General features: G+C 70.0%; 17 protein-coding genes. 11 read left to right on the plus strand and 6 right to left on the minus strand.

Annotated features, from left to right (window positions below):
- Positions 1-6: 6 nt before the first annotated feature.
- On the plus strand, positions 7-447 hold the full coding sequence (locus tag ACZ7M2_RS39080) for an SPW repeat protein (protein ID WP_471599317.1): 441 nt from the start codon (positions 7-9) through the stop codon (positions 445-447).
- A 269-nt stretch (positions 448-716) separates the two neighbouring features.
- On the opposite strand, the gene ACZ7M2_RS39085 is transcribed toward ACZ7M2_RS39080, so the two are convergent.
- A complete protein-coding gene (locus tag ACZ7M2_RS39085; protein ID WP_471599318.1) occupies positions 717-1325 on the minus strand; it encodes a hypothetical protein in 609 nt (202 codons plus the stop codon).
- Positions 1303-1854, minus strand: a complete 552-nt coding sequence (locus tag ACZ7M2_RS39090; RefSeq protein ID WP_471599319.1) for an ATP-binding protein — start codon at positions 1852-1854, stop codon at positions 1303-1305. Before ACZ7M2_RS39090 ends, ACZ7M2_RS39085 begins: the two co-directional genes overlap by 23 nt.
- Positions 1855-2160: 306 nt before the next feature.
- Between ACZ7M2_RS39090 and ACZ7M2_RS39095 the strand changes: the two genes are divergently transcribed.
- The 3 genes from ACZ7M2_RS39095 to ACZ7M2_RS39105 all read left to right on the plus strand — a co-directional run bounded on the left by ACZ7M2_RS39095 (position 2161) and on the right by ACZ7M2_RS39105 (position 4204).
- Positions 2161-3036, plus strand: coding sequence for a helix-turn-helix domain-containing protein (locus ACZ7M2_RS39095; RefSeq protein ID WP_471599320.1), 876 nt, complete (start codon positions 2161-2163; stop codon positions 3034-3036).
- A 24-nt stretch (positions 3037-3060) separates the two neighbouring features.
- Complete coding sequence (locus ACZ7M2_RS39100; protein ID WP_054233852.1) at positions 3061-3273, plus strand: DUF397 domain-containing protein; 213 nt, start codon at positions 3061-3063, stop codon at positions 3271-3273.
- Positions 3274-3391: 118 nt separating this feature from the next.
- Complete coding sequence (locus tag ACZ7M2_RS39105) at positions 3392-4204, plus strand: SAM-dependent methyltransferase (protein ID WP_471599321.1); 813 nt, start codon at positions 3392-3394, stop codon at positions 4202-4204.
- Positions 4205-4363: 159 nt separating this feature from the next.
- On the opposite strand, the gene ACZ7M2_RS39110 is transcribed toward ACZ7M2_RS39105, so the two are convergent.
- Entirely contained in the window at positions 4364-6145 is a 1782-nt protein-coding gene (locus ACZ7M2_RS39110; RefSeq protein WP_471599322.1) for a helix-turn-helix domain-containing protein, read from the minus strand.
- A gap of 149 nt (positions 6146-6294) precedes the next feature.
- Between ACZ7M2_RS39110 and ACZ7M2_RS39115 the strand changes: the two genes are divergently transcribed.
- From ACZ7M2_RS39115 to ACZ7M2_RS39125, 3 genes are all read left to right on the plus strand, one after another.
- Entirely contained in the window at positions 6295-8088 is a 1794-nt protein-coding gene (locus ACZ7M2_RS39115) for an Hsp70 family protein (protein ID WP_471599323.1), read from the plus strand.
- Between the two features lie 29 nt (positions 8089-8117).
- Positions 8118-8924 carry a hypothetical protein gene (locus ACZ7M2_RS39120; protein WP_471599324.1) on the plus strand — a complete coding sequence of 269 codons (807 nt, stop codon included), beginning with the start codon at positions 8118-8120 and terminating at the stop codon, positions 8922-8924.
- 278 nt (positions 8925-9202) lie between these two features.
- Positions 9203-10417, plus strand: a complete 1215-nt coding sequence (locus ACZ7M2_RS39125) for an aminoglycoside phosphotransferase family protein (RefSeq protein WP_471599325.1) — start codon at positions 9203-9205, stop codon at positions 10415-10417.
- Between the two features lie 172 nt (positions 10418-10589).
- Here the strand turns inward: ACZ7M2_RS39125 and ACZ7M2_RS39130 are convergent, their stop codons facing one another.
- Entirely contained in the window at positions 10590-12044 is a 1455-nt protein-coding gene (locus ACZ7M2_RS39130; RefSeq protein WP_403696257.1) for an APC family permease, read from the minus strand.
- A 116-nt stretch (positions 12045-12160) separates the two neighbouring features.
- On the opposite strand from ACZ7M2_RS39130, the gene ACZ7M2_RS39135 reads away from it, so the two are divergent.
- The 3 genes from ACZ7M2_RS39135 (at position 12161) to ACZ7M2_RS39145 (ending at position 17234) form a co-directional block, all read left to right on the plus strand.
- Positions 12161-13360: an ROK family transcriptional regulator gene (locus ACZ7M2_RS39135; protein WP_471599326.1), complete on the plus strand. Its 1200-nt coding sequence runs from the start codon at positions 12161-12163 to the stop codon at positions 13358-13360.
- Positions 13361-13542: 182 nt separating this feature from the next.
- A complete protein-coding gene (locus tag ACZ7M2_RS39140; protein WP_471599327.1) occupies positions 13543-16299 on the plus strand; it encodes a glycoside hydrolase family 2 protein in 2757 nt (918 codons plus the stop codon).
- A 158-nt stretch (positions 16300-16457) separates the two neighbouring features.
- The gene (locus tag ACZ7M2_RS39145; RefSeq protein WP_471599328.1) at positions 16458-17234 is read left to right on the plus strand and encodes a hypothetical protein; all 777 of its coding nucleotides are present in this window, start codon (positions 16458-16460) and stop codon (positions 17232-17234) included.
- A gap of 74 nt (positions 17235-17308) precedes the next feature.
- Here the strand turns inward: ACZ7M2_RS39145 and ACZ7M2_RS39150 are convergent, their stop codons facing one another.
- A complete protein-coding gene (locus ACZ7M2_RS39150) occupies positions 17309-18754 on the minus strand; it encodes a hydrolase (RefSeq protein ID WP_471599329.1) in 1446 nt (481 codons plus the stop codon).
- A gap of 233 nt (positions 18755-18987) precedes the next feature.
- On the opposite strand from ACZ7M2_RS39150, the gene ACZ7M2_RS39155 reads away from it, so the two are divergent.
- On the plus strand, positions 18988-19251 hold the full coding sequence (locus ACZ7M2_RS39155; RefSeq protein ID WP_403696242.1) for a GlsB/YeaQ/YmgE family stress response membrane protein: 264 nt from the start codon (positions 18988-18990) through the stop codon (positions 19249-19251).
- A 52-nt stretch (positions 19252-19303) separates the two neighbouring features.
- Here ACZ7M2_RS39155 and ACZ7M2_RS39160 read toward each other — a convergent pair whose 3' ends face one another.
- Positions 19304-20077, minus strand: coding sequence for a GNAT family N-acetyltransferase (locus tag ACZ7M2_RS39160; protein ID WP_352051899.1), 774 nt, complete (start codon positions 20075-20077; stop codon positions 19304-19306).
- Positions 20078-20127 lie beyond the last annotated feature (50 nt).

Here is a 20127-nt window from a genome sequence, read left to right on the forward strand (position 1 = left end):
CGACTCATGGCCAACGTCTCGCACCCCAGAAGTGACATCACGACCCACCCCGATACATCCGAAATGCGGGAGCGGTACGACCGCATACTCGGTGGCCGCGATGTGGCGCTCGTGGACGGACCGGTGTTCCTGCTCGGTCTGTACTGCGCTGCGTCCCCATGGATACTCCACTACACGACGAGCCAGCCCGCCCTGGCGACACACAACCTCATCATGGGCATCGCCATAGGCCTGCTGGCCCTCGGATTCACCATGGCCCCCGAAAGGATGTACGGCCTGAGCTGGGCCATCTGCGCGATGGGCGCGTGGTTGATCATCTCACCGTGGGTGGTCGGAACCAGCCCGGACACCGGCGTCGTCCTCAACAACATCATCATCGGCGCGTTGGCCGTGGTGCTCGGGGCGCTGTGCGCGGTCACGACGACAAGGAACACTCCTCGGGCGTAGGCCCGACGGACATCCTCCGGAGCGGTCCCGACGGACACTCCCGGGACCACCGCCGGAGGCCCCCTACCCGGGCTCAGCCCCGCGAGTCGATGCCCAGGCTGAGCCCAGGCCCACGAAAGGAAACGGACAACCCCACAGGCCGGCCCGCCCACACGGACCGGCCTCCTTCACGCCCACCCCGCGCACATCCCGACCCAGGCAGTCGACCGGCCACGGACAGTTGCACAGGTGATTGCTTGCGTGTGGGCGGGCCGAAGAGCCGCAGGCCTCTAGATACCCGCGCCGAGCGACCAGCTCGGGGCGCTGCCCGCCAGGCGGCAGGTGAGGAAGTACAGCGGAATCGGCGGCGTGTACGGCGAGTCACCTTCGGGCCGGTGGATCAGACGGGGGCGCGCGGACCGCGAGCGCGGCAGGGCCCGTGTCCAGGACGGGTCGGCCAGCCGGGCGCCCACCGCGTAGCTGGTGGAGGGCGGCCAGGTGACGCCTATGTGGGAGCCGGAGGGGACGATCCACCACCACCGCTCGTCGTCGGCGAAGACACAACCGACACGGGGCAGACAGTCCATGATCCGCTCCCCGTGTTCCGGGGGGGTGCCCACGGCGTCGTATCCCAGGCCGGCGGACAACTCGGCGGGTATCGCCAGTCGTGCCGGCGACTCGTGCGGCGGCGCGGTGGGGAGGTACACGCGCAGGCCAAGGACGGCGGGATACGCGCGCGGTTCGACGGCGGCGGTGTGATCGCGGCCGTCGGGGGCCAGGAGAGGGCCTCGGCCGTCGGGGGCCGGGAGACGGTCTTGGCCGTCGAGGGCGGAAAGGTGGTCGCCCGGGTGTCCGGCGGGCTGGTGATCGCGCAGGTCAGGAATGTGCTGTCGTTCCATCAGATAAAGATCCTTCGGCCGAGTGGGGGATGGGCCGGGCCATGGTCACGGTCGCCGGCGAGCCGGTCGACACGGTGTCTCCTCCCTTCGACGGCAGTACGGCCCAGACGATGCGCCCGGAGCCGTCGGCGGTGTCTTTGACGCCCCAGTCGCTGCTCAGGGCGCCGACCAGAAGGAGCCCTCGTCCACCCTGGTCGTTGGGCCCCGGCCTGCGCTGGGCCGGAAGGCTCCAGCCGCGGTGCTGGTCCTCGACTTCGATATGGAGCCGCTCCTCGGCGATGTGGACCCTGCACACGATCCACTCGCTCGCCGTGTGCGTCAGGGCGTTGGTGACGAGCTCGGAGGTCACGAGGATCGCGTTGTCGCGGGTCTCGGGGTCGATGCCCCACTCGGTGAGCCACTCACGGACGTCTCTTCGGACCATACCCACGGAGGCGGGGGCCGCGGGCAGGGCGAACACACCTGCCCGATGGGGATATTCGTCCCCTGGTGGTAGGCCCAAAGGCTGGGGGAGGGAGGGCGGGGTCATCGCCGTTCGCCTTTCGTCTGCCTTCACACCACAAGTGGTGCCAATGCCGTCCCCCGCGGCCTCGCACTGCCGCGAGATGTACACAACTCGCCGCGCAAGACATCACGTTGCAGCCCCGTCTCCCCCAACTGGGCCGCACAACCACTCCCTTCACCGGGTCAGGGACGATAGGACCACTGTGGCAGCTGCCAACAACACCTCGCAACCGACAAGTTGAAAATTGCAATGTGCCAGGTGCATGCTTCCCCCGTTGACGGATGATCGTGACAGACTGCGACCTCGAAGCCCGCTGTGAGGGGGTAAGGCGTGTCCGCGGAGACCGACTGGGGCGGCGCCCCCTCCGTCCTGCGCATGATTCTCGGCAAGCAGCTCGAGGAGCTGCGCACCCAGGCCGGGCTGACATACGAGCAGGCCGGCGAGGCGATCGGCGTCAGCCACTCCACCATCCGCAGGATGGAAGCCGCCAAAGTGGCCCGGCTCCGGCTCACCGACGCCGAGAAGCTCCTCCAGACGTACGGCGTGACGGACCAGCAGGAGATCGACACCTTCCTGAAGTCGGTCCGCGAGGCCAACAAGCGCGGCTGGTGGCACACGTACCGCGATGTCCTGCCCGACTGGTTCTCGGCGTATCTGAGCCTGGAGCAGGCGGCCCTCCAGATCCGCGCGTACGAGGCGGAGTTCGTGCACGGGCTGCTGCAGACGGAGGCCTACGCCCGCGCCCTGCTCGGCGCGGGCAATCCGCACGCCTCCGCCGAGGCGACCGAGCGCCGGGTCGCGCTGCGCATGCGCCGCCAGGAGCTGCTGTCCCGGCCCGCTCCGCCGCGCGTCTGGGTGGTGATGGACGAGACCGTGCTGAGGTGGCCGGTCGGCGGACCCGAGGTGATGCGCGCGCAGATCGACCATCTGATCGCGGTCAACGCACTCCCCCATGTGACCCTGCAGATCATGCCGTTCAGAAACGGCCCGCATCCCGCCATGCGGGCCGGCGCGTTCCATCTCTTCCGGTTCAGGGCACGCGAGTTGCCGGACATCGTCTATCTGAGCGGTCTGGTGGGCGCCGTCTACCTCGACAAGGACGACGACGTCGTGGTGTACCGCGAGGCCCTGGACCGGCTGGGCGCACAGTCGGCGCCCGCCAGGAAGACCGAGGAACTTCTCGGTGCGATTCGCAAGGAGCTATGAGTGCACCACCACATACGCAACGGTATGCCGTCCCGTGAACTGGGCACGCAGGGCTGGTCCAAGCCGTGGAGCGACGACGCGGGCGGCGCGTGCGTCGAGGCGAAGAAGCTGGGCGACGGCCGGATCGCGCTGCGTCAGTCCACGGATCCCGAAGGGCCCGCCCTGGTTTTCACGCCCCGTGAAATGACGAGCTTTCTTGCGGGCGTCAAGGCGGGGGAGGCCGACTTCCTCCTCTGACAACCTTGTCTGATTCCTATGCCCTGCTCTTTCCCCCACGACGTTCTCGTTCCCCACGAAGTTCTCTTTCCCCCACGAACCCCCGCTGTGCACCTACGACTTGATGGGAGGGGCGGCGTTGCCCGACAACGGATGGCCTGCCGACCGTATCGACACCGAGAGCGCACACTCCGCGCGCATCTACGACTACATCCTGGGCGGTAAGGACTACTACCCCGCCGACAAGGAGGCCGGCGACGCGATGGCGCGGGAGTGGCCCGCCCTGCCGATCCACATGAAAGCCAACCGCGACTGGATGAACCGCGCGGTGGCCTATCTGGCCAAGGAGGTGGGGATACGCCAGTTCCTCGACATCGGCACCGGCATCCCCACCTCCCCCAACCTCCATGAGATCGCCCAGTCGGTCGCCCCCGACTCCCGGGTCGTCTACGTGGACAACGACCCCATCGTCCTCACCCTGTCGCAGGGTTTACTGTCGAGCACCCCCGAAGGCAAGACGGCGTACGTCGAGGCGGACATGCTCGACCCGGCGACGATCCTGGGCGCGGCGGAACTGCGCGACACCCTCGACCTCACCCAGCCGGTCGCCCTCACGGTGATCGCGATCGTCCACTTCGTCCTGGACGAGGACGACGCGGTCGGCATCGTCCGGCGCCTCCTGGAGCCCCTTCCCTCGGGCAGCTATCTGGCGATGTCGATCGGCACCGCCGAGTTCGCGCCCGACGAGGTGGCCCGGGTCGCCCGTGAGTACGCGGCCCGCAACATGCCCATGCGGCTTCGCACCCACGCGGAGGCCGAGGAGTTCTTCGAGGGCCTCGAACTCGTCGAGCCCGGCGTCGTCCAGGTCCACAGGTGGCACCCGGACGGCACGGAGACGGGCATCCGCGACGAAGACATCGCGATGTACGGAGTGGTGGCCCGCAAGCCGTAGCCCGTCCGCTCCCCACCACCCGTGCCGTCAGTCCCACGCGAAAGGGGACGGCGGTACGGGGCCTGTCCGGCGGATCGTGCCGAAGACGCGGGGCTTGGCACGGCACCCTGTGCCGATGAGGCACCGTCGCTTCCGTCCGGCGTGATCCGCCGGACAGGCTCAGGCGTCCGCCGTGGAGTCCAGCAGGGCCGCACACTCGGCCGCGAGGGCCGACATGCCGTACGTCCGGGCCACGCGCAGTGCCTCTCGCAGCAGTCCGGAGGCGTGGGCGGCGGCGCCGGGGCGGTCGGACCTGCGCAGCGCGCGGGCCTGGGCCAGCCGGAGGCGGGCGAGCTGGGGCTGGGAGGAGCGGACCGGTTCGGTCGCGGTGCGGAAGTGGGCGAGGGCGGTGTCCGGCTCTCCGGCGGCCAGGGCCAGCAGTCCGCGGGCGCGGGCGGTCGGTCCGATCAGCACGGTGGGCCAGCCCGCGAGGGCGATCTGCTCGCCGTCGTGGGCGGCGAGCCGCTCCCGCAGGACCGGCAGGACCTGGCGTAGCTCGGCCTCGAATCCACCCCGGGCGTCGAGCGCGGCGCTCACCTCGGCGAGCAGCACCAGTGTGGGCACCGCCCATCCGGAGGGCGGGAACCGGCTGAAGCCGGCGGTGTCGTGGGCGAATCCGACGAGCCGGTCCGCCCCTTCGGCGTACTGACCCGTCTCGCACAGCGCGAGCGCGAGTCCGGCCCGCCAGACGGGGAAGTAGCCGTGCCGTTCGACGGTGTCGGCCAGACCGGAGGCGAACAGGTCCGCCATCCGGCCCTGTTCGCGCAGCAGCCAGTAGGCCTGGCCCAGGCGGGTCTGGTGCAGGTTGTCGGCGGGGACGGCCAGATCGGCGGGTAATCGCTCGACGAACGTCAGCGCGTCTCCGAAGATCCAGCCCGCCGCCTTGTCGAACCGGCCGTGCCAGAGGTCGAGCAGGGCGTCCAGGGTGTGCTGCTGCCAGGTGGTCAGCACGCCGCGGGTGTCCGCGGCGTGCTTGCGGTACTGGTTCGCCGTGGCCAGTGCGCTGTACACCTTGCCGGCCCGCAGCTGGTCGAGGGCGACGGCCATGAGCGCCTCGCCGCGGAAGTAGGCCGAGCCGTGCCGGGCCGCGGCGTCCCGCAGGCGTTCGGAGAGCGTCAGGGACTCGGCGGTGGACATGAAGTCGTACAGTCCCCACCGGCATTCGGTGAGCACCTCGCAGGCCACCTCGTCGTCCTTGCCGTCCACGGACAGCCTGCGCAGCGTGCTGCGTGCCAGCCGTGCGCCCTGCTCCGGGCCCGCCTGGCCGGCGGCGGTGTCCTGGCTGACCGCCATGGACAGCTTCTTCGCCAGATGCGCGTTGAGCCTGAGGCGCAGTCCGGCGGCCTCGGCGCTCCCGTCGTCGCCCAGCGCGGCCAGGCTCTCCCTGATCAGCTGGAGCAGTTCGTGGTCGACCTGTCCGGGGTCCGACCAGCGGCGGGCCATCCTGATGACGGCCTCCGCCCGTGCCGTGGGATCCCCCTCGGCGCTCGCGTACGCCGCGCGGTAGAGCCGGTCCGCCTCGCGCATGTCGCCGGCGGTGTGGCTGAGGTCGCCGCGCCGCAACAGCCGGTCGAACTCGTCCCGTTGCCGGGCGGCGGAACCTCCCCTGCCCGCACCGGACTTGACCAGTTTGGCCGCCCGCTCCCCCGGGCCCGGGCCGATCGTCTTCGAGATCCGCTCGGTGGACGGATCGGGAACCAGGGCGAGCAGCGCGCCCTTCGCCTCCAGCCGTTCGTCGCACAGCTGCGCGAGCTCGTGCGTGACACGGCGCTGGCCCGTCTCGATCCTGCTCAGAAAGCTGCGGCTGCAGTGCACCTCTTCGGCCAGCTCGCTCAGTGACTTGCCGGCCGCCGTCCGACGTCGGCGCAGCTCTGCGCCGAACGCGTTCTCTTCGATCGCCATCCTCCCAACGGTCCGCTCCCCGCCCTGTGTTGCCAGAAAGCGTTGGCAACAGCCGACCGCTCCACGTCGCCGCGGAAACCCACCACTCTGTCTGTGAGCGAGCTTACAGCGAGCAAGGGTGCGAACACCGGCGGACAGGAGCACTGGTCATGGGATCGGACGAAGCCAAGGTGGTGGCGGCCGTCGACTTCGGCACGCACGGCACCGGCTTCGCCTGGACGGTGCGAACGCCGCTCAACGACGATCCGCTGACCAGGCGGGTCCAGTTCTTCACCCGGTTCCCCGGCCGGCAGTTGGACGGTCCGAAGAACCTGACCGCGATCCTGGTGACAGAGGACGGGGACACGGTCGCCTGGGGCCACGAGGCGCGCGCTCGGTGGGTCGAGGCCCTGGCGAAGGGGGAGACCGAAGGGCTCGGCTACGCCTACGCCTTCAAGGCGGCGCTCAAGAGCGGCGGTTCGATGGCGGACCTGCCGATCACGGGCGGCTTCGTCGACCGCTCCGACCGCGGTCTGATACGGGAACTGGTCACCGCCTACCTCAAGGAGATCCGCGAACTGGCGACCGCGGAGATCAAGAGGATGACGTACACGGAACGAGAGGTCCGCTGGTGCATCACCGTCCCCGCGATCTGGGACGACGAGGACAAGGCGGTGCTGCGGCGGCTGGCCGTGGACGCGGGGTTCCCCGGTGATCCCGAGCGGCTGCTGCTGGCCATCGAGCCGGAGGCGGCGGCCCTGTACTGCCATGTGCGGATGCCCGACGCCGCCTCGGGTCCGCACGGGCGGGCCCGGCTGCCCCTGCACCTCGACGGCTTCCGGTCCGTGGTCGTCGACTGCGGCGGCGGCACGGTCGACATCACGGCGTACGAGTCGCACGGCGACGCCGGTCGGTCCATCGCGCTGCGCGAGATCGGCCTCGCCACCGGTGGGTGGCTGGGTTCGGAGTACGTCAACCAGGCCTTCCTCGACAAGACGCTCGGCGACCGCTTCGGCCCCGCGGCCCTGAAGCGGATCGAACGGGATCACCCCAGCGAGCTGCTCAAGCTGTCCGGGCAGTGGGAGCGGGCCAAGGCGACGGTGGAACTGGACGAGGAGGCGGATCCGGTCGCCCATGTGCTGGACCCGGTGCGGATCGAGGTTCCGGTCACCGTGTGGGAGCTCCTGGACGAGCAGGTGCGGGCGCGGCTGACACACGACGCCGCCGGCCTGCCGCGGCAGATCGTCCTGCCTCCCGAGGAGGTGGAGGGGCTGCTCGACGAGCGGGTGGACGGCATCCTGGACAAGGTCGCGGAGCAGCTCGCGACCATCGGCCGGACCAGCGGCGCGGGCGCGGAGCCGGAGACCCTGGTCCTGGTGGGCGGATTCGCCCGCTCCCCGTGGCTGCGCGAGCGGATGCGGGCCCGCTTCGGCGAGCGGCACCGCATCCTCGTCCCGCCGGACCCGGCCCTCGCGGTCCTGGAGGGAGCCGTCCACTTCGCCTACCGGCCGGACGTGTTCGTCTCCCGGCAGGCCAAGTACACCTACGGCTTCGAGACGGCCAAGCCCTTCGAGGAGGGGGTCGACTCCACGATGCGCATGTACCGCGACGACGAGGGCGACCTCCTGTGTGTCGGCCGCTTCGGTGTCGCGGTCCGGCGCAGGGACAGCGTGCGGGTGGACGACGCCCACCCCTTCCGGATCGTGCCGGTCCGCGAGGACCAGGACGAGCTGGACGTACGCCTGTACCGCTCCGCGAAGGCCGATCCCCGGTACGTCGACGAGGACGGGTCCGAGGAGATCGGCCGGCTGACCGTCGATCTGTCCGGCACCGTCGGCAGACCGCTGCGGGAGCGTCCGATCATGCTGCTGTTCTACTTCGGCGCCGCCGAACTCCGGGTCGAGGTGTTCGACCCCGCCACCGGAGAGACCAGCCGGGTCTCCGTCGACTTCGACCGCGTATAGCCATGGCCTACCGCCCCGAAGGAGGAGACGTGCTGTTCAACCGCGACAAGGGCAAGCGGCCGCAGGAAGTGAGTATCAGGCTGGACGGCTTGGACACCCTGGAGTCGCGGATCCGGAAGCTGGAGGCCGCCGCGGACGACCAGCGGGCCGCGCTCGCCGCGCTCGACCCGCTGGGTGACCGGCTGATCGAGTTGAGGATGCGCCAAGAACGCGCGGAGGAACGGGCCCGGACGCTGGAGACGGCCGTCGCGGACGTCCGCCGCGTGCTCGACGAGCAGGGCGAGGCACTGGACCTGGTGCGGGTCACCCAGGTGGCGGAGCGGGACGATCTCACCCGTGAGGATTTTCTCGTCCACTACGAACTCGCCCAGCGATTGCGGGCGTTGTACACCCAGCGGATGCCCGATCTGATCCAGCCACGGCTGACGGCGGAGCACCCCCATGATGTCGTACGGCGCCAGGCGCAGTTGATCAGCCGGCTGTGTGTGGTGCTGTTCGGCCCCGACGAGCAGGGTGGGCTCGGCGAGCCCGACCTCGCCGCACTGGCCCGCATCGCCACCGACGCCGGGGTGGTGGGGCTCGACGCGCGCCACCAGCGGCTGTTGGAGCGGGTCGGCACGGAGGCCGCCCATCTGTTCCGGGCCATGACCGGCAGTGGCCATGCCGGCCACTTCGACTTCGCGGTGGAGTCCGGCGCCCCGGCGGATCCGGACCAACACGCTCTCTGGCCTTCGTGCGAGGCCGGGCGCCCGGTCGCCTTCGTGGTGTGTCCGGGGTACCGGGCGGCGGACCGCCGGCTGTTGGAGACCTTCGTCTACACCGAGGCCGAGGGCTGACGCCGGGGGTTTCGTTCGATGTGCTGTCCGGCCCCCGGGTCCGGGTCGGACAGAAGGATTTCGGTCCGGGGCGCGCGGGGGGCGCTCCGGCCCGGAAGGCCACAGGGCCCGAGGGGGGACCGGGTTGGGGGACCCGGGGGAAGGGGAGCGGAGTCGCCGCATCGGCTCCGCTCCCCTTCCGATGTGTGTGTCGTCCGATACCTGTGCCTTCCGACGCGCGCCTCCCGGCCGCCGATAATCGCTGGCCGGGGGCGCATCCGGTCGTTCACACTCGCGCGGTGACAAGAACTGTGAGTGCGCGGGTGACTTCGGGTGACGAGTTCCTCGGGAGCGTGGGGCCGTTCGCCGTGGACGTTCCCTGGTGGTCCGAAGTGGGGCCGGTCGTCGGGTGGTTGGAGGGACTGCTCGGGGTGCCCGTGCTGGTACTGCGTCTGCTGGACGTGGTGGGGGGTGCGGGCGGGCGGGACGGCCATGTGACGTACCACGTCGAGGCGTTGGAGCGTCCGGCGAGCGGTCTGCTGGATCAACGACCCTTCGAACCAGGGGTGTTGGACGGCTCCGAGGCGCTCAGGTCGCCGTGGGCCCGGGCGGAAGGGCTGCGCGAGCTGCTCGACTGGGCGGCCGGGGAGCTGGCTTCGGCGGGGCGGCCGGTGAACGGTCCGGTCGTGCAGCGGCGTACCTGGAATCTGGCCGGGCTCTTTCGTCTGCCCACCGCGCGCGGTCCGGTCTGGCTCAAGGCGACACCGCGCTTCGCGGCGGACGAGGCCGCCGTCATCGCCGCGCTCGCGGGGGTCGACCCGGGGCTCGTTCCCCCGCTCCTCGGCGCGGGTGAGCGGCGCGTCCTGATGGAGCACGTTCCCGGTGAGGACTGTTGGGGGGCCTCGCCGGAGACGGTCGGTGCGGCGATGGAGCGGTTCGTCGAAGCGCAGGCCGCGGTCGCCTCCGGGGGTTCGGGTGAGAGCGGCTTCGTGGCGGGGGTGCGGGACTGGCGTGCGCCGGTTCTCGAGGTGGCGGTTCGTGATCTGCTCGACGGGCCCCTCGCGCAGGAGTTGACCGAGCGGGAGGTGCGGGGAGCGCGGGAGTTGGCCGGGCGGTGGGAGCTTCTGTCGGAGTGCGGACTGCCCGACACGCTGGTGCACGGCGACTTCCACCCCGGGAACTGGCGCAGCGACGGTGGGGCGCCCGTCGTGATGGACTTCGCCGATGCCTATTGGGGCAATCCGGTGCTCGACGGTCTGCGCGTCCAGGGCTTCCTTCCCGAGTCGGGTCGTGCGGCAGCCGCCCGGGGCTGGGTGGCGGCCTGGAAATCGCGGGTGCCCGGCAGTGACCCGGCTCGGGCGCTCGACCTCGCCGCGCCGCTGGCTCATCTCACGTACGCCGTCCGGTATCAGGAGTTCCTGGACGGCATCGAGCCCTCGGAGCGGCCCTACCACCGTGGGGATCCGGCGGACGAGGTCCGGGCGGCGTTGCGTTGCGCGGGGATCGAGGGGTGACGGGCGCCGACGCGGTCGTGGGTGGTTCGGGGCCGTGCCGGTACGTCGAGCCCGTCGCCGCCGGATCAGGCGTTGCCCTGGAGGGAGCCGTTTCCAGATCCGAGCGTAAGCGACGGGCTGCGGTACCGACACGGCCCCTTCCGTGCGTCGTCGGGTGCGGGCGGTGGGCTGTTCAGGCTCCGGCGGGCTCCGGGTCCGGGGTCGAGGGGGTCAGGTACTCCTCCTTGATCTCCTTCGGGCCGAAGGGCCACACCTTTTCCAGGTTCGCCCAGATGACGAAGGCGACGCAGCCCAGGGCCACCCAGGCCAGGGACCATTCGATGGGGTGGCGGCCCGGGGAGTTCTTGTCGGCGTAGCCGTAGATCGTGAGCCAGCCGACGAGGGCGAGGAGGCTGGGGATCGGGTAGAGCCACATCTTGTAGGGGCGGTGGAGGGTGGGCTGGCGCTTGCGCAGGACGGAGAGGGCGACGATCTGGGCCAGGGCCTGGACGATCACCATGACGGTGGTGAGGAGTTGGATCAGGGTGGCCAGGTCGGTGTGGCGGCCGATGAGGAAGCCGATCGCCGTGATGACGCCCATGGTCGCCAGGCCCAGCATCGGGAAGCGGTGCTTGGGGTGCAGCTTGGCGTACGGGCGGAAGAAGACGCGGTCGCGGGCGGCGTCGTAGGGGACGCGCGAGCCGCCGAGGAGTCCGGTGAAGACCGAGGCGAACGCGGTGATGAGGATGAGGATCGTGACCGTGTCGGCGGCTCCCTTGCCCCAGGTCTTTTCGAGGACGGCCGAGGCGACGGAGGTGGAGGCGATGTCCGTCGGATCGGTCATGCGGTGCCAGTCGATGACACCGAGCGTGCCGATCTGGAGGAGGAGGTAGATCGCCATGATGCCGAGGATGGAGAAGACGATGGAGCGGGGCAGGGTGCGGCCCGGATCCTTGATCTCGGCGCCCATGTACGCGGTGGTGTTGTAGCCCAGGTAGTCGTAGATGCCGATGGTCAGGCCCGCGGCGAAGCCGATCCAGAAGTGGCTGCTGGTCAGTTCGAAGGCGTGTGCCGGGTAGGTGAAGGCCAGATGGGCGCTGAAGTCGGTGGCCGCCGCGATGATCACCAGGAAAACCGAGGTGATCATGACCGCCCACATGACCGCCGTGATGCGGGCGATGTGTTCGATTCCGCGCCACAGGAGCAGCACCACGAGGGCGACCACGGCCAGGCCGATGAGGTCGCCCGTCGTCTTGCCCATGTCGGGGGCCAGGTAGCCGAGGTACTGGACGAAGCCGACCACGCCGGTGGACATGATCAGGGGGATGAAGAGCATGGCCGTCCAGACGAAGAGGAACGGCATGAGGCGTCCGGTGCGGTACTGGAAGGCCTGGCGGAGATACACGTAACTGCCGCCGGAGCCGGGCATGGACGCGCCCAGTTCGGCCCAGATCAGGCCGTCCGCGAGGGCCAGCAGCGCGCCCGCGACGAAGCCGATGATCGCCTGCGGGCCGCCGAACGCGGCGACCATCAGCGGGATCGTCACGAACGGGCCGATGCCGCACATCTGGCTCATGTTGATGGCGGTGGCCTGGAACAGGCCGACGCGGCGGACGAAACCGCCGGTGGGTGGCGGGCTACCGGACATAGGGGTCTCCTGATATCGGGACGCGGGGAGGCGGGCTCCCCTTCGGCCGGCCCGGCGAGGCTGACTGGGCGATAAAGTTAAGGAGACTTACTAGATGCGTCAAGAGGGTATAAGGCATGCGTGAGAATGGTGCGATGCCCGCCAGCGACGCCATAGCGCAGCCCGAACAGCCCTGGAACCGGCAGCGTCTGCGCAGTACCAACGAGCGACTCCTGCTCGACCGGTTGCGTACGGGCGGCGCCGCCTCGCGGGCTCAGCTCGCACGGGAGACGGGGCTGTCCAAGCCGACGGTCTCCAGCGCGCTCGCGGCACTGGAGGAGGCGGGGCTGGTGCGTGAGGCGGGCACTCACGCACCCGAGCGCGGCCGGGTGGCGGTGCTCTACGCCCCGGATCCCGCGGCCGGGTACGCGCTCGGCATCGACATCGGGCGCAGCTGGCTGCGGGTGGCGGTCGCCGATCTGGACGGCGGCGTGGTCGCACGCGCCGATGTGCGCAATCGGGCGCGCAGTTCGGGCGCCATGGCCGACCTCGTCGTCTCCACCGCCCGTCAGGTCGTCGCCAACTCCGGTGCGGGAGCACACGAGGTGGCGCACGCGGTGGTGGGCACGCCGGGCGTGTACGACGAGGAACGGCGCCGGGTGCGGTACGCGATGCATCTGCCCGGGTGGGGCCGCGCGGGGCTGTTCGACCGGATGCGCGAGGAGCTGGGCATCCCGCTGGAGGTGCACAACGACGCGAACCTCGCGGCGCTCGGCGAGTACACGTACGGCGTCGGCGCGGGCAGCCGGCTGTTCACGTACATCCTGATCGGCACCGGTCTCGGCATGGGCGTGGTGAGCGAGGGGCGGCTGTTCACGGGGGCGCGCGGCGGGGCCGGGGAAATCGGGTTCCTGCCGTGGCCGGGGCTGCAGAAGCCGGAGACGCTGGAGGACGCGGTGTCGGGGGAGGCCGTCGTCGAGGCCGCGCGGCAGTTCGGCATGACCGGCCAGCTCACCGCCAAGGCCGTGTTCGACGCGGCGCGCGCGGGGGACTCCGCCGCGGTGCGGGCGGTACGGCTGGAGGGCGAGCGGATCGCCTACACGGTGGCCGCGGCCGCCGCGGTGCTCGATCCCGATCTGGTGGTGCTCGGTGGCGGCGTGGGCCACAGCATCGACCTGCTGCTGCGACCCGTGCGCGAGACCCTGCGTACGCTCACGCCCCTGCGTCCGAAGATCGTGCCGAGTCGGCTGGGCGAGGACGCGGTTCTGCTGGGCGCGGTGGCGACGGCCCTCGGGACCGCGAGGGACGTGGTGTTCGAGCGACGCTCGGCGTCCTGAACCGGGCACTCGCCTTCGGTGATTGACACGGATTGCTGGGCCGCCTAGCTTGTGGGCCAGTTAGTAAAGTTTCCTAACTTGCAGGCCCGGCTCGCGCCTCCTTGCTCCTGCCTTGCTCATGCCTCGCAGTGCCGACATGCAGTCTCGTAGCGCGGATGCTCCCCACCCCCAAGGAGACCACCGTGTTCCATCACCCTGCCCCAAGACGGCGTTCCACCACGGCCGCCGTCGCCCTGTGCCTCCTGTGCACCCTCTCGACCAGCGCGTGGGCCGGGTCCCGGAGCGCCGGACCCGACGCGCCCGCACGCGTGCCCCTCACCCCGGTGCCCGCCATCGCGGGCAGCACCACCGCGCTGTCCGGGTACGCGATCCAGTCGACGGCCAAGGTCACGGACGCGGCGTCCGACGTCTCGAGCCCGGGCTATCCGGCGAGCGGCTGGTACCCCGCGGGTTCCCGCTCCACCGTCCTCGCGGCGCTGCTCGCGGACGGGACGTACGCCGACCCGTTCTTCTCGACCAACCAGCAGAAGATCCCCAAGGCCGACTTCCAGGTCCCCTGGTGGTACCGCTCGGACTTCACGGTCGCCGACACCACCGAGCGCAGCTACCTGGACTTCAGCGGGGTGATCTCGGCGGCCGACGTCTACGTCAACGGCAAGCAGGTCGCCACCGCCGCCGATGTCACGGGCGCCTACACGCGGCACGAACTCGACATCACCTCGCTGGTGCGATCGGGCACGAACACGGTCGCCTTCCGCATCCGGCCCAACGAGCCCAACAAGCACCTGACCATGGGCTGGCTGGACTGGCTCCAGCCCCCGCCCGACCAGAACATGGGCATCGTGCGTGACGTTCTCGTCCGCCGGGGCGGTCCGGTCGCACTGCGCGACGCGCACGTCGTCACCGAGCTCGCCGTCCCCTCGCTCGCCTCCGCGGACCTGACGGTCAAGGCACAGGCCCGCAACGAGACGAGCGCTCCCGTCACGGCGACGGTGTCCGGCAGCATCGGCTCGGACGCCTCCTTCAGCAAAACCGTTTCCCTCGCCGCGCACGAGACGAAGACCGTCACCTTCTCCCCCGCCGACACCCCCGGCCTGCAGCTGAGCGCGCCGAAGGTGTGGTGGCCCGCGGGCATGGGCGGACAGCCGCTGTACGGCCTCGACCTGACGGCCTCCGTCGGCGGCACCGCCTCGGACACCGCGCACGAGGACTTCGGTATCCGTGAGGTGAAGGCGCCCCTCAACTCCGACGGCGCCCGGCAGTACAGCGTCAACGGCCGCAGGCTGCTCATCAAGGGCGGCGGCTGGTCCCCGGACGAGTTCCTGCGCTGGGACCGGACGTATGTCGAGGACCGGCTGAAGTACGCGCTCGACCTCGGCCTCAACACCATCCGCCTCGAGGGCCACATCGAGCCGGACGAGTTCTTCGACCTCGCCGACCGGTACGGCATCCTCACGCTGCCCGGCTGGGAATGCTGCGACAAGTGGGAGGGGAACGTCAACGGCAGCGAGGCAGGCGACAAGTGGACCGCGGCCGACTACCCCGTGGCCAAGGCGTCGATGGCCGCCGAGGCCGCCCGGCTGCGCGACCACCCGAGCGTCATCTCCTTCCTCATCGGCAGCGACTTCGCGCCGGACGCGACGATCGAGAAGAACTACCTCGACGCGTTGGCCGCCGCCGACTGGCCGAACCCCGTGGTCGCCGCCGCCTCCGACAAGTCCTCCCCGGTCAGCGGCAGTTCGGGCATGAAGATGACCGGTCCCTACGACTGGATCCCGCCGAACTACTGGTACGCCAAGCGCGAGGGCGGCGCCACCGGCTTCAACTCCGAGACCAGCGCGGGCCCCGACATCCCCACCCTCGACACCCTGCGCCGCATGATGTCCCCCGCCGAGCTGGACACCCTGTGGAAGAGCCCGACCACCAAGCAGTACCACCGCTCACCGTCGTCGACCTTCGGCACGCTCAAGCTGTACGACGCCGCGCTCGCGGGACGGTACGGAGCACCGAGCGGCCTGACCGACTACGTGCGCAAGGCGCAGCTCGCCCAGTACGAGAACGTACGCGCGCAGTACGAGGCGTACGGGCGCAACGCCACCGACTCCGCCAAGCCCGCGACCGGGGTCGTCTACTGGATGTTCAACAGCGGATGGACGTCGCTGCACTGGCAGTTGATGGACCGTTACCTCGACCAGGGCGGTGCCTACTTCGGGGCCAGGAAGGCGAACGAGCCGCTGCACATCCAGTACTCCTACGACACCCGTTCGATCGTCGTCGTGAACAACCGGCACGCCGCCGCGTCCGGACTCACGGCCCGGGTCACGCTCTTCAACACCGACGGCACGCAGAAGTACGACAGGACCGCGACCGGGGTGGACGTGGACGGGGACGGCGCCCACAGCACTCCCCTCACCGTGCCGTCCTCCGTGAGCGGCCTGTCGACGACCTATCTGGCACGCCTCGTCCTCACCGATGCCGAGGGCAAGGAGGTCAGCCGCAACGTCTACTGGCTGTCCACCAAGTCCGACACCCTCGACTGGGCCAAGACCGACTGGTATTACACGCCGACGACGAGCTACGCGGACCTCAAGGGGCTCGACTCCATGGCACAGGTCCCGGTTTCCGCGACGGCTTCGACCTCGGCCGGTGCGGACGGCGCTTCGATGACCACGGTCACGCTGCGGAACACCGGGACCGGCAGGACGCCGTCGCTGCTGACCGACGTGCACCTCGTGGACTCGGCCGGCAAGCCCGTCCTGCCCGTCCAGTGGTCCGACAACCAGGTCAGCCTGTGGCCCGGCGAGTCCACGACGCTCACCGCCACCTACCGCACGGCCGATCTGCACGGTTCGGTGCCCCGGGTACGGGTCTCGGGATGGAACACGCCGGAGACGACCGTCCCGGCGGCCGACGCCGAATCCGACCAACACGGAGAGTGACATTTGCCCGCACTTCCAATGCATTATGACCTGAATAGTCATATGCCGACGGTATGTCGCTACCGCTTTCGTCACGGAGAGTCGAATAGCGTGACGGCCGTCGCGCCGATCGAACACCGGCGCACGTCCGACCCTTCGACTACCTGCAAGGAGTGAGCGTGAAAGCTCGTTTTGGCGTGAGCCGAGGAAAGGCGCTTGCGGTCACCGCACTGGCCGCGATCCTCGCCTCGACCGTCCCGGGATCGGTGCCCGCTCTCGCTGATGGAAGCCGAGTGCGCTCGGAGCACTGGGGCGTGATCACCCGCAACACGATCGGCTCCCCCGTCGCCGCTCTCAGGAACGGCCCCTACGGCTCGTTCGGCGTGCTGGACTCCTCAGGCAGGCCGCCCTACGGAAGGGGCAGCCTCGGAATCGAAGTGGCGGACAACTCCACCTCGCTGACTCCTCACAGCGAGAAGGTCGACTTCGGCAACGAGGTCGACTTCTTCGGGGACCCGGTGCTCGGCCTGAACAAGGTCGGGTTCCACGTCTTCCAGACCGGCGAGAACGTCGACTACGGCGGCCCGGCGAACCTCCCGAACATCAAGTTCGAGATCAATCCGAACGTGAGCGCGCATCCGGGCGACACCTACTCCACGCTGGTATGGGTGCCGGACGCGCTCACGGTGACGAACCGCTGGAGTGGCTACATCAATGCCACCACGAGTGGCTACTGGTATCTCACCGGCGGCGAGACCGCCTGCAACGACGCCGCCCACTGCACCTTCGCGCAGGTGAAGACCTCACTCGACGACGGTGGCGCGGTGCCGGTCATCTACTCCGCCGCCGTGGGCAAGGGCCGCGACCACTTGTGGACCGGAGCCGTGGACGGACTGCGGATCAATCAGTACGTCTACGACTTCGAGGCCGACGGCGTCAAGGTGCGCCGCGCCTGATTCGGCGGACCCGTCGGACTCCGGCACACGACGGGCGGGCCCGCTCCCGGGCCCGCCCTCTCGCTCGTTCGCGCTCAGCTCACGTTGAGAGCCGTGTCGTCGAGGACGAACGACGTCTGCAGGGTGGAGCCCTCGGTGCCGGTGAACTTGACGGTGACCGTCTGCCCGGCATAGCCGGACAGGTCGAAACTGCGCAGCGTGTAGCCCGACGCGGCGTTCAGGTTCGAGTACGTGGCGAGCGTCGACAGGACCGTGCCGCTGCTGTTGAGCACCTGGGCCTTGAGGGTGTCGTAGGCCGTGCTGGTGGTCGTCTCGGCCGTGTCCACGTGGAGATAGAAGTTCAGGGCGGCCGCGCAGCCGGACGGGATGGTGACCGACTGGGCGAGCGTGTCCGTGTTGGCCGAGCCGTAGCCGTTCAGCCAGGCCTTGTAGGAGCCCGTACGGGCGGCCTCGCTGGAGCTGTTGGTGATGACACCGCTGGTCGCGGTCCAGGACGTGTTGCCGGACTCGAAGCCGGGGTTGGCGAGCAGCTGGGCGGCCGTGCAGGTACCGCCACCCCCTCCACCGCCACCGCTGCTGCTGCCGCCCGCGAGCCACTCGGTGGCGTTCAGGGCGAGGGCGGCGTTGGTGGCGCCGGTGTCGTTCCAGCCGTCGTACAGGGTGTTGCCGGACTGGCCGGTGCCGTCGTCGATCGGTGAGCTGTCGCCCCAGAACGCCACTCGGCCGCTGCCGAAGGTGCTGGTGGCGAAGAAGGCCCCGGTGTTGCCCGAGTAACCGGAGCGGTACAGCAGGCCCGTGACCGCCGAGTTGTCGGCGGGCTTCAGCGTGGCCGTCGTACCGTTGGCGATGAGGCTCTTGGTGACGGTGCCGAAGGGGCCGTGCAGGACCGGGTTGGTGCTGTCGCTGATCGCCGCGGGGTAGCCCGAGCTGATGTTCAGCGAGTCGATGGAGAAGCCGAACGGGTCGGTGGAGTCGACGCTGTTGTTGGTCATCAGGTCGTTGAGGATCTCGACCGCGTCCTCACCGTCGTTGTTGCGGTCGGCTCCGGTGTGGTCGGAGACCATGAACAGACCGCCGCCGTTCTTCACGAACGTCATGATCGCGGTCTTCTCCGCGGTCGTGAAGAGCGTGTTGGGCTCGGGCAGCACCAGCGTGTCGAAGTTCGACAGGTCGGTGGCCGTCGAGCCGCCGTAGGCCAGGCTGGAGCCTGAAGGCAGCGTCTTCAGGCTGTAGTCGCCGGTCTTCTGCAGGGCCACACCCCAGGAGGAGAGGGCTCCGGTCCAGTCGGTCTCCGCCGACGGCGAGGAGTCCTGGCCCAGTGGGTCGGGCTGGCTGGTGGAGATGATCCAGTCGGCGTTGCCGGCCGTCTCCGCGTGGGCGTTGTCGAACAGGATGCGGTGCGGGGTCGCGGCGGCGGCCGGAGCGGCCGCGGACGCCTGGACGGCCGCACCCGCGACGAGCAGTCCGAACACGGCCGCGGCCGTGGTGAGTCTGTGGCGGGATCGTCTGAATCTGAGCATCCTGCAAACCTCCGTGAGGGGTGGGGAGAGGCGGTGCGGGCGCCAAGTCTGCGCGCGTAGAACGGTGGTTGGCCGTCTGCCGCGCGACAGATTCTTGAACGGTACATGGCAGGAACGCGACTGAACAGGAGCCCGCCGGAGCGGACGCGGGACGGCCGGAAAGCGGAACGGACTGTCTTCGCCCGCAGGGGGAACACACCTAACTGCGGGGGTCCTGACAAAAAGGGGCGGAGATGGAGATCTCAGGCATCATCAGTGCCATTCTCATCGGCATCATCATCGGCGTACTGGGCCGGCTCGTGGTCCCGGGACGCCAGCGCATCGGCATCCTGTGGACGATCCTCGTCGGCATCGTGGCCGCGTTCATCGGCTCGGGGATCGCCGCCGCGTTCGGCGTGGCGGACACGAAGGGCATCGACTGGATCGAGTGGGTCATTCAGATCGGACTCGCGGCGGTGGGCGTCGCGGCGCTCGACCGGGTGAAGGTGCGCCGCTGACGGGGCCGGCCTGCGGTCGGTGACGCCGTCCCCGCCCGGACGGCGTCCGGGGTCACCCGTACACGTACGGCGTTGTCGTGGTCAGGGGTTCGAAGCCCAGACGGGCGAGGACCGGGCGGCTCTGGCTGGTGGCGTCGACCTGGACGTAGCGGTAGCCGCGCTCGGCGGCGACGCGGGCGCGGTGGGCGACCAGCGCACGGTAGATGCCGCGGCGGCGCCAGGAGTCGATGGTGCCGCCGCCCCAGAGACCGGCGAAGCGGGTGCCGGGGACCATCTCCATGCGGGCGGCGCTGACCGGGACGTCACCGGCGAGGGCCACCACCGCGACGACGTTGTCCTCGTCGCCGGTGAGCTGGGCGAGGAGCTGGTGGCGCATCCGGGTGCTTTCCGTACCGAAGGCCTGTTTGTGGACGTCCGCGACGAGGTCGACGCCCGCGCGGTCGGTGACGGGCAGCAGCCGTACACCCTCGGGCGGCTGGGCGTCGAGCGCGAGGTCGCCCAACTCGGCGATCATCAGGGTCTCCTCGGGCTGGGCGACGAACCCGGCGGCGCGCAGCCGCTTTCCCAGGCCCTCGGGCTTGTCGTGCCCGTACAGCTTCCACTCGAACTCGCGGCCGAGCTCGCCGAAGTAGCGCATCTGCTCGGCGATCGCGGCATCGGCGATCGATTCGTCCAGGTCCGACCAGATCACCCCGTTCCAGCCCTGCTCGGTGCCGACCTGGCGCACCACCTTGCCGACGCGCTCGACCCGGGCTCCCGGGCTGTCGGGCCGCGCGCCCTCCCGCATGTCCCGGTCGAACAGGGCCAGTACCGCAACGTGATCCATGAGGTCACTCCAGCACCCCGGAGCGCATAGGGCAACGGCTCCGCACCGGG

The sequence above is a fragment of the Streptomyces sp. NPDC111507 genome, assembly GCF_055638955.1.

What these genes read in the sequence shown, in the direction of transcription:
- ACZ7M2_RS39155 (WP_403696242.1), top strand. Translation starts at nt 18,988, where the DNA reads ATGGAGATCTCAGGCATCATCAGTGCCATTCTCATCGGCATCATCATC.
- ACZ7M2_RS39100 (WP_054233852.1), top strand. Translation starts at nt 3,061, where the DNA reads ATGCCGTCCCGTGAACTGGGCACGCAGGGCTGGTCCAAGCCGTGGAGC.
- ACZ7M2_RS39130 (WP_403696257.1), bottom strand. Translation starts at nt 12,044, where the DNA reads ATGTCCGGTAGCCCGCCACCCACCGGCGGTTTCGTCCGCCGCGTCGGC.
- ACZ7M2_RS39135 (WP_471599326.1), top strand. Translation starts at nt 12,161, where the DNA reads ATGCGTGAGAATGGTGCGATGCCCGCCAGCGACGCCATAGCGCAGCCC.
- ACZ7M2_RS39110 (WP_471599322.1), bottom strand. Translation starts at nt 6,145, where the DNA reads ATGGCGATCGAAGAGAACGCGTTCGGCGCAGAGCTGCGCCGACGTCGG.
- ACZ7M2_RS39150 (WP_471599329.1), bottom strand. Translation starts at nt 18,754, where the DNA reads ATGCTCAGATTCAGACGATCCCGCCACAGACTCACCACGGCCGCGGCC.
- ACZ7M2_RS39115 (WP_471599323.1), top strand. Translation starts at nt 6,295, where the DNA reads ATGGGATCGGACGAAGCCAAGGTGGTGGCGGCCGTCGACTTCGGCACG.
- ACZ7M2_RS39160 (WP_352051899.1), bottom strand. Translation starts at nt 20,077, where the DNA reads ATGGATCACGTTGCGGTACTGGCCCTGTTCGACCGGGACATGCGGGAG.
- ACZ7M2_RS39085 (WP_471599318.1), bottom strand. Translation starts at nt 1,325, where the DNA reads ATGGAACGACAGCACATTCCTGACCTGCGCGATCACCAGCCCGCCGGA.
- ACZ7M2_RS39090 (WP_471599319.1), bottom strand. Translation starts at nt 1,854, where the DNA reads ATGACCCCGCCCTCCCTCCCCCAGCCTTTGGGCCTACCACCAGGGGAC.
- ACZ7M2_RS39080 (WP_471599317.1), top strand. Translation starts at nt 7, where the DNA reads ATGGCCAACGTCTCGCACCCCAGAAGTGACATCACGACCCACCCCGAT.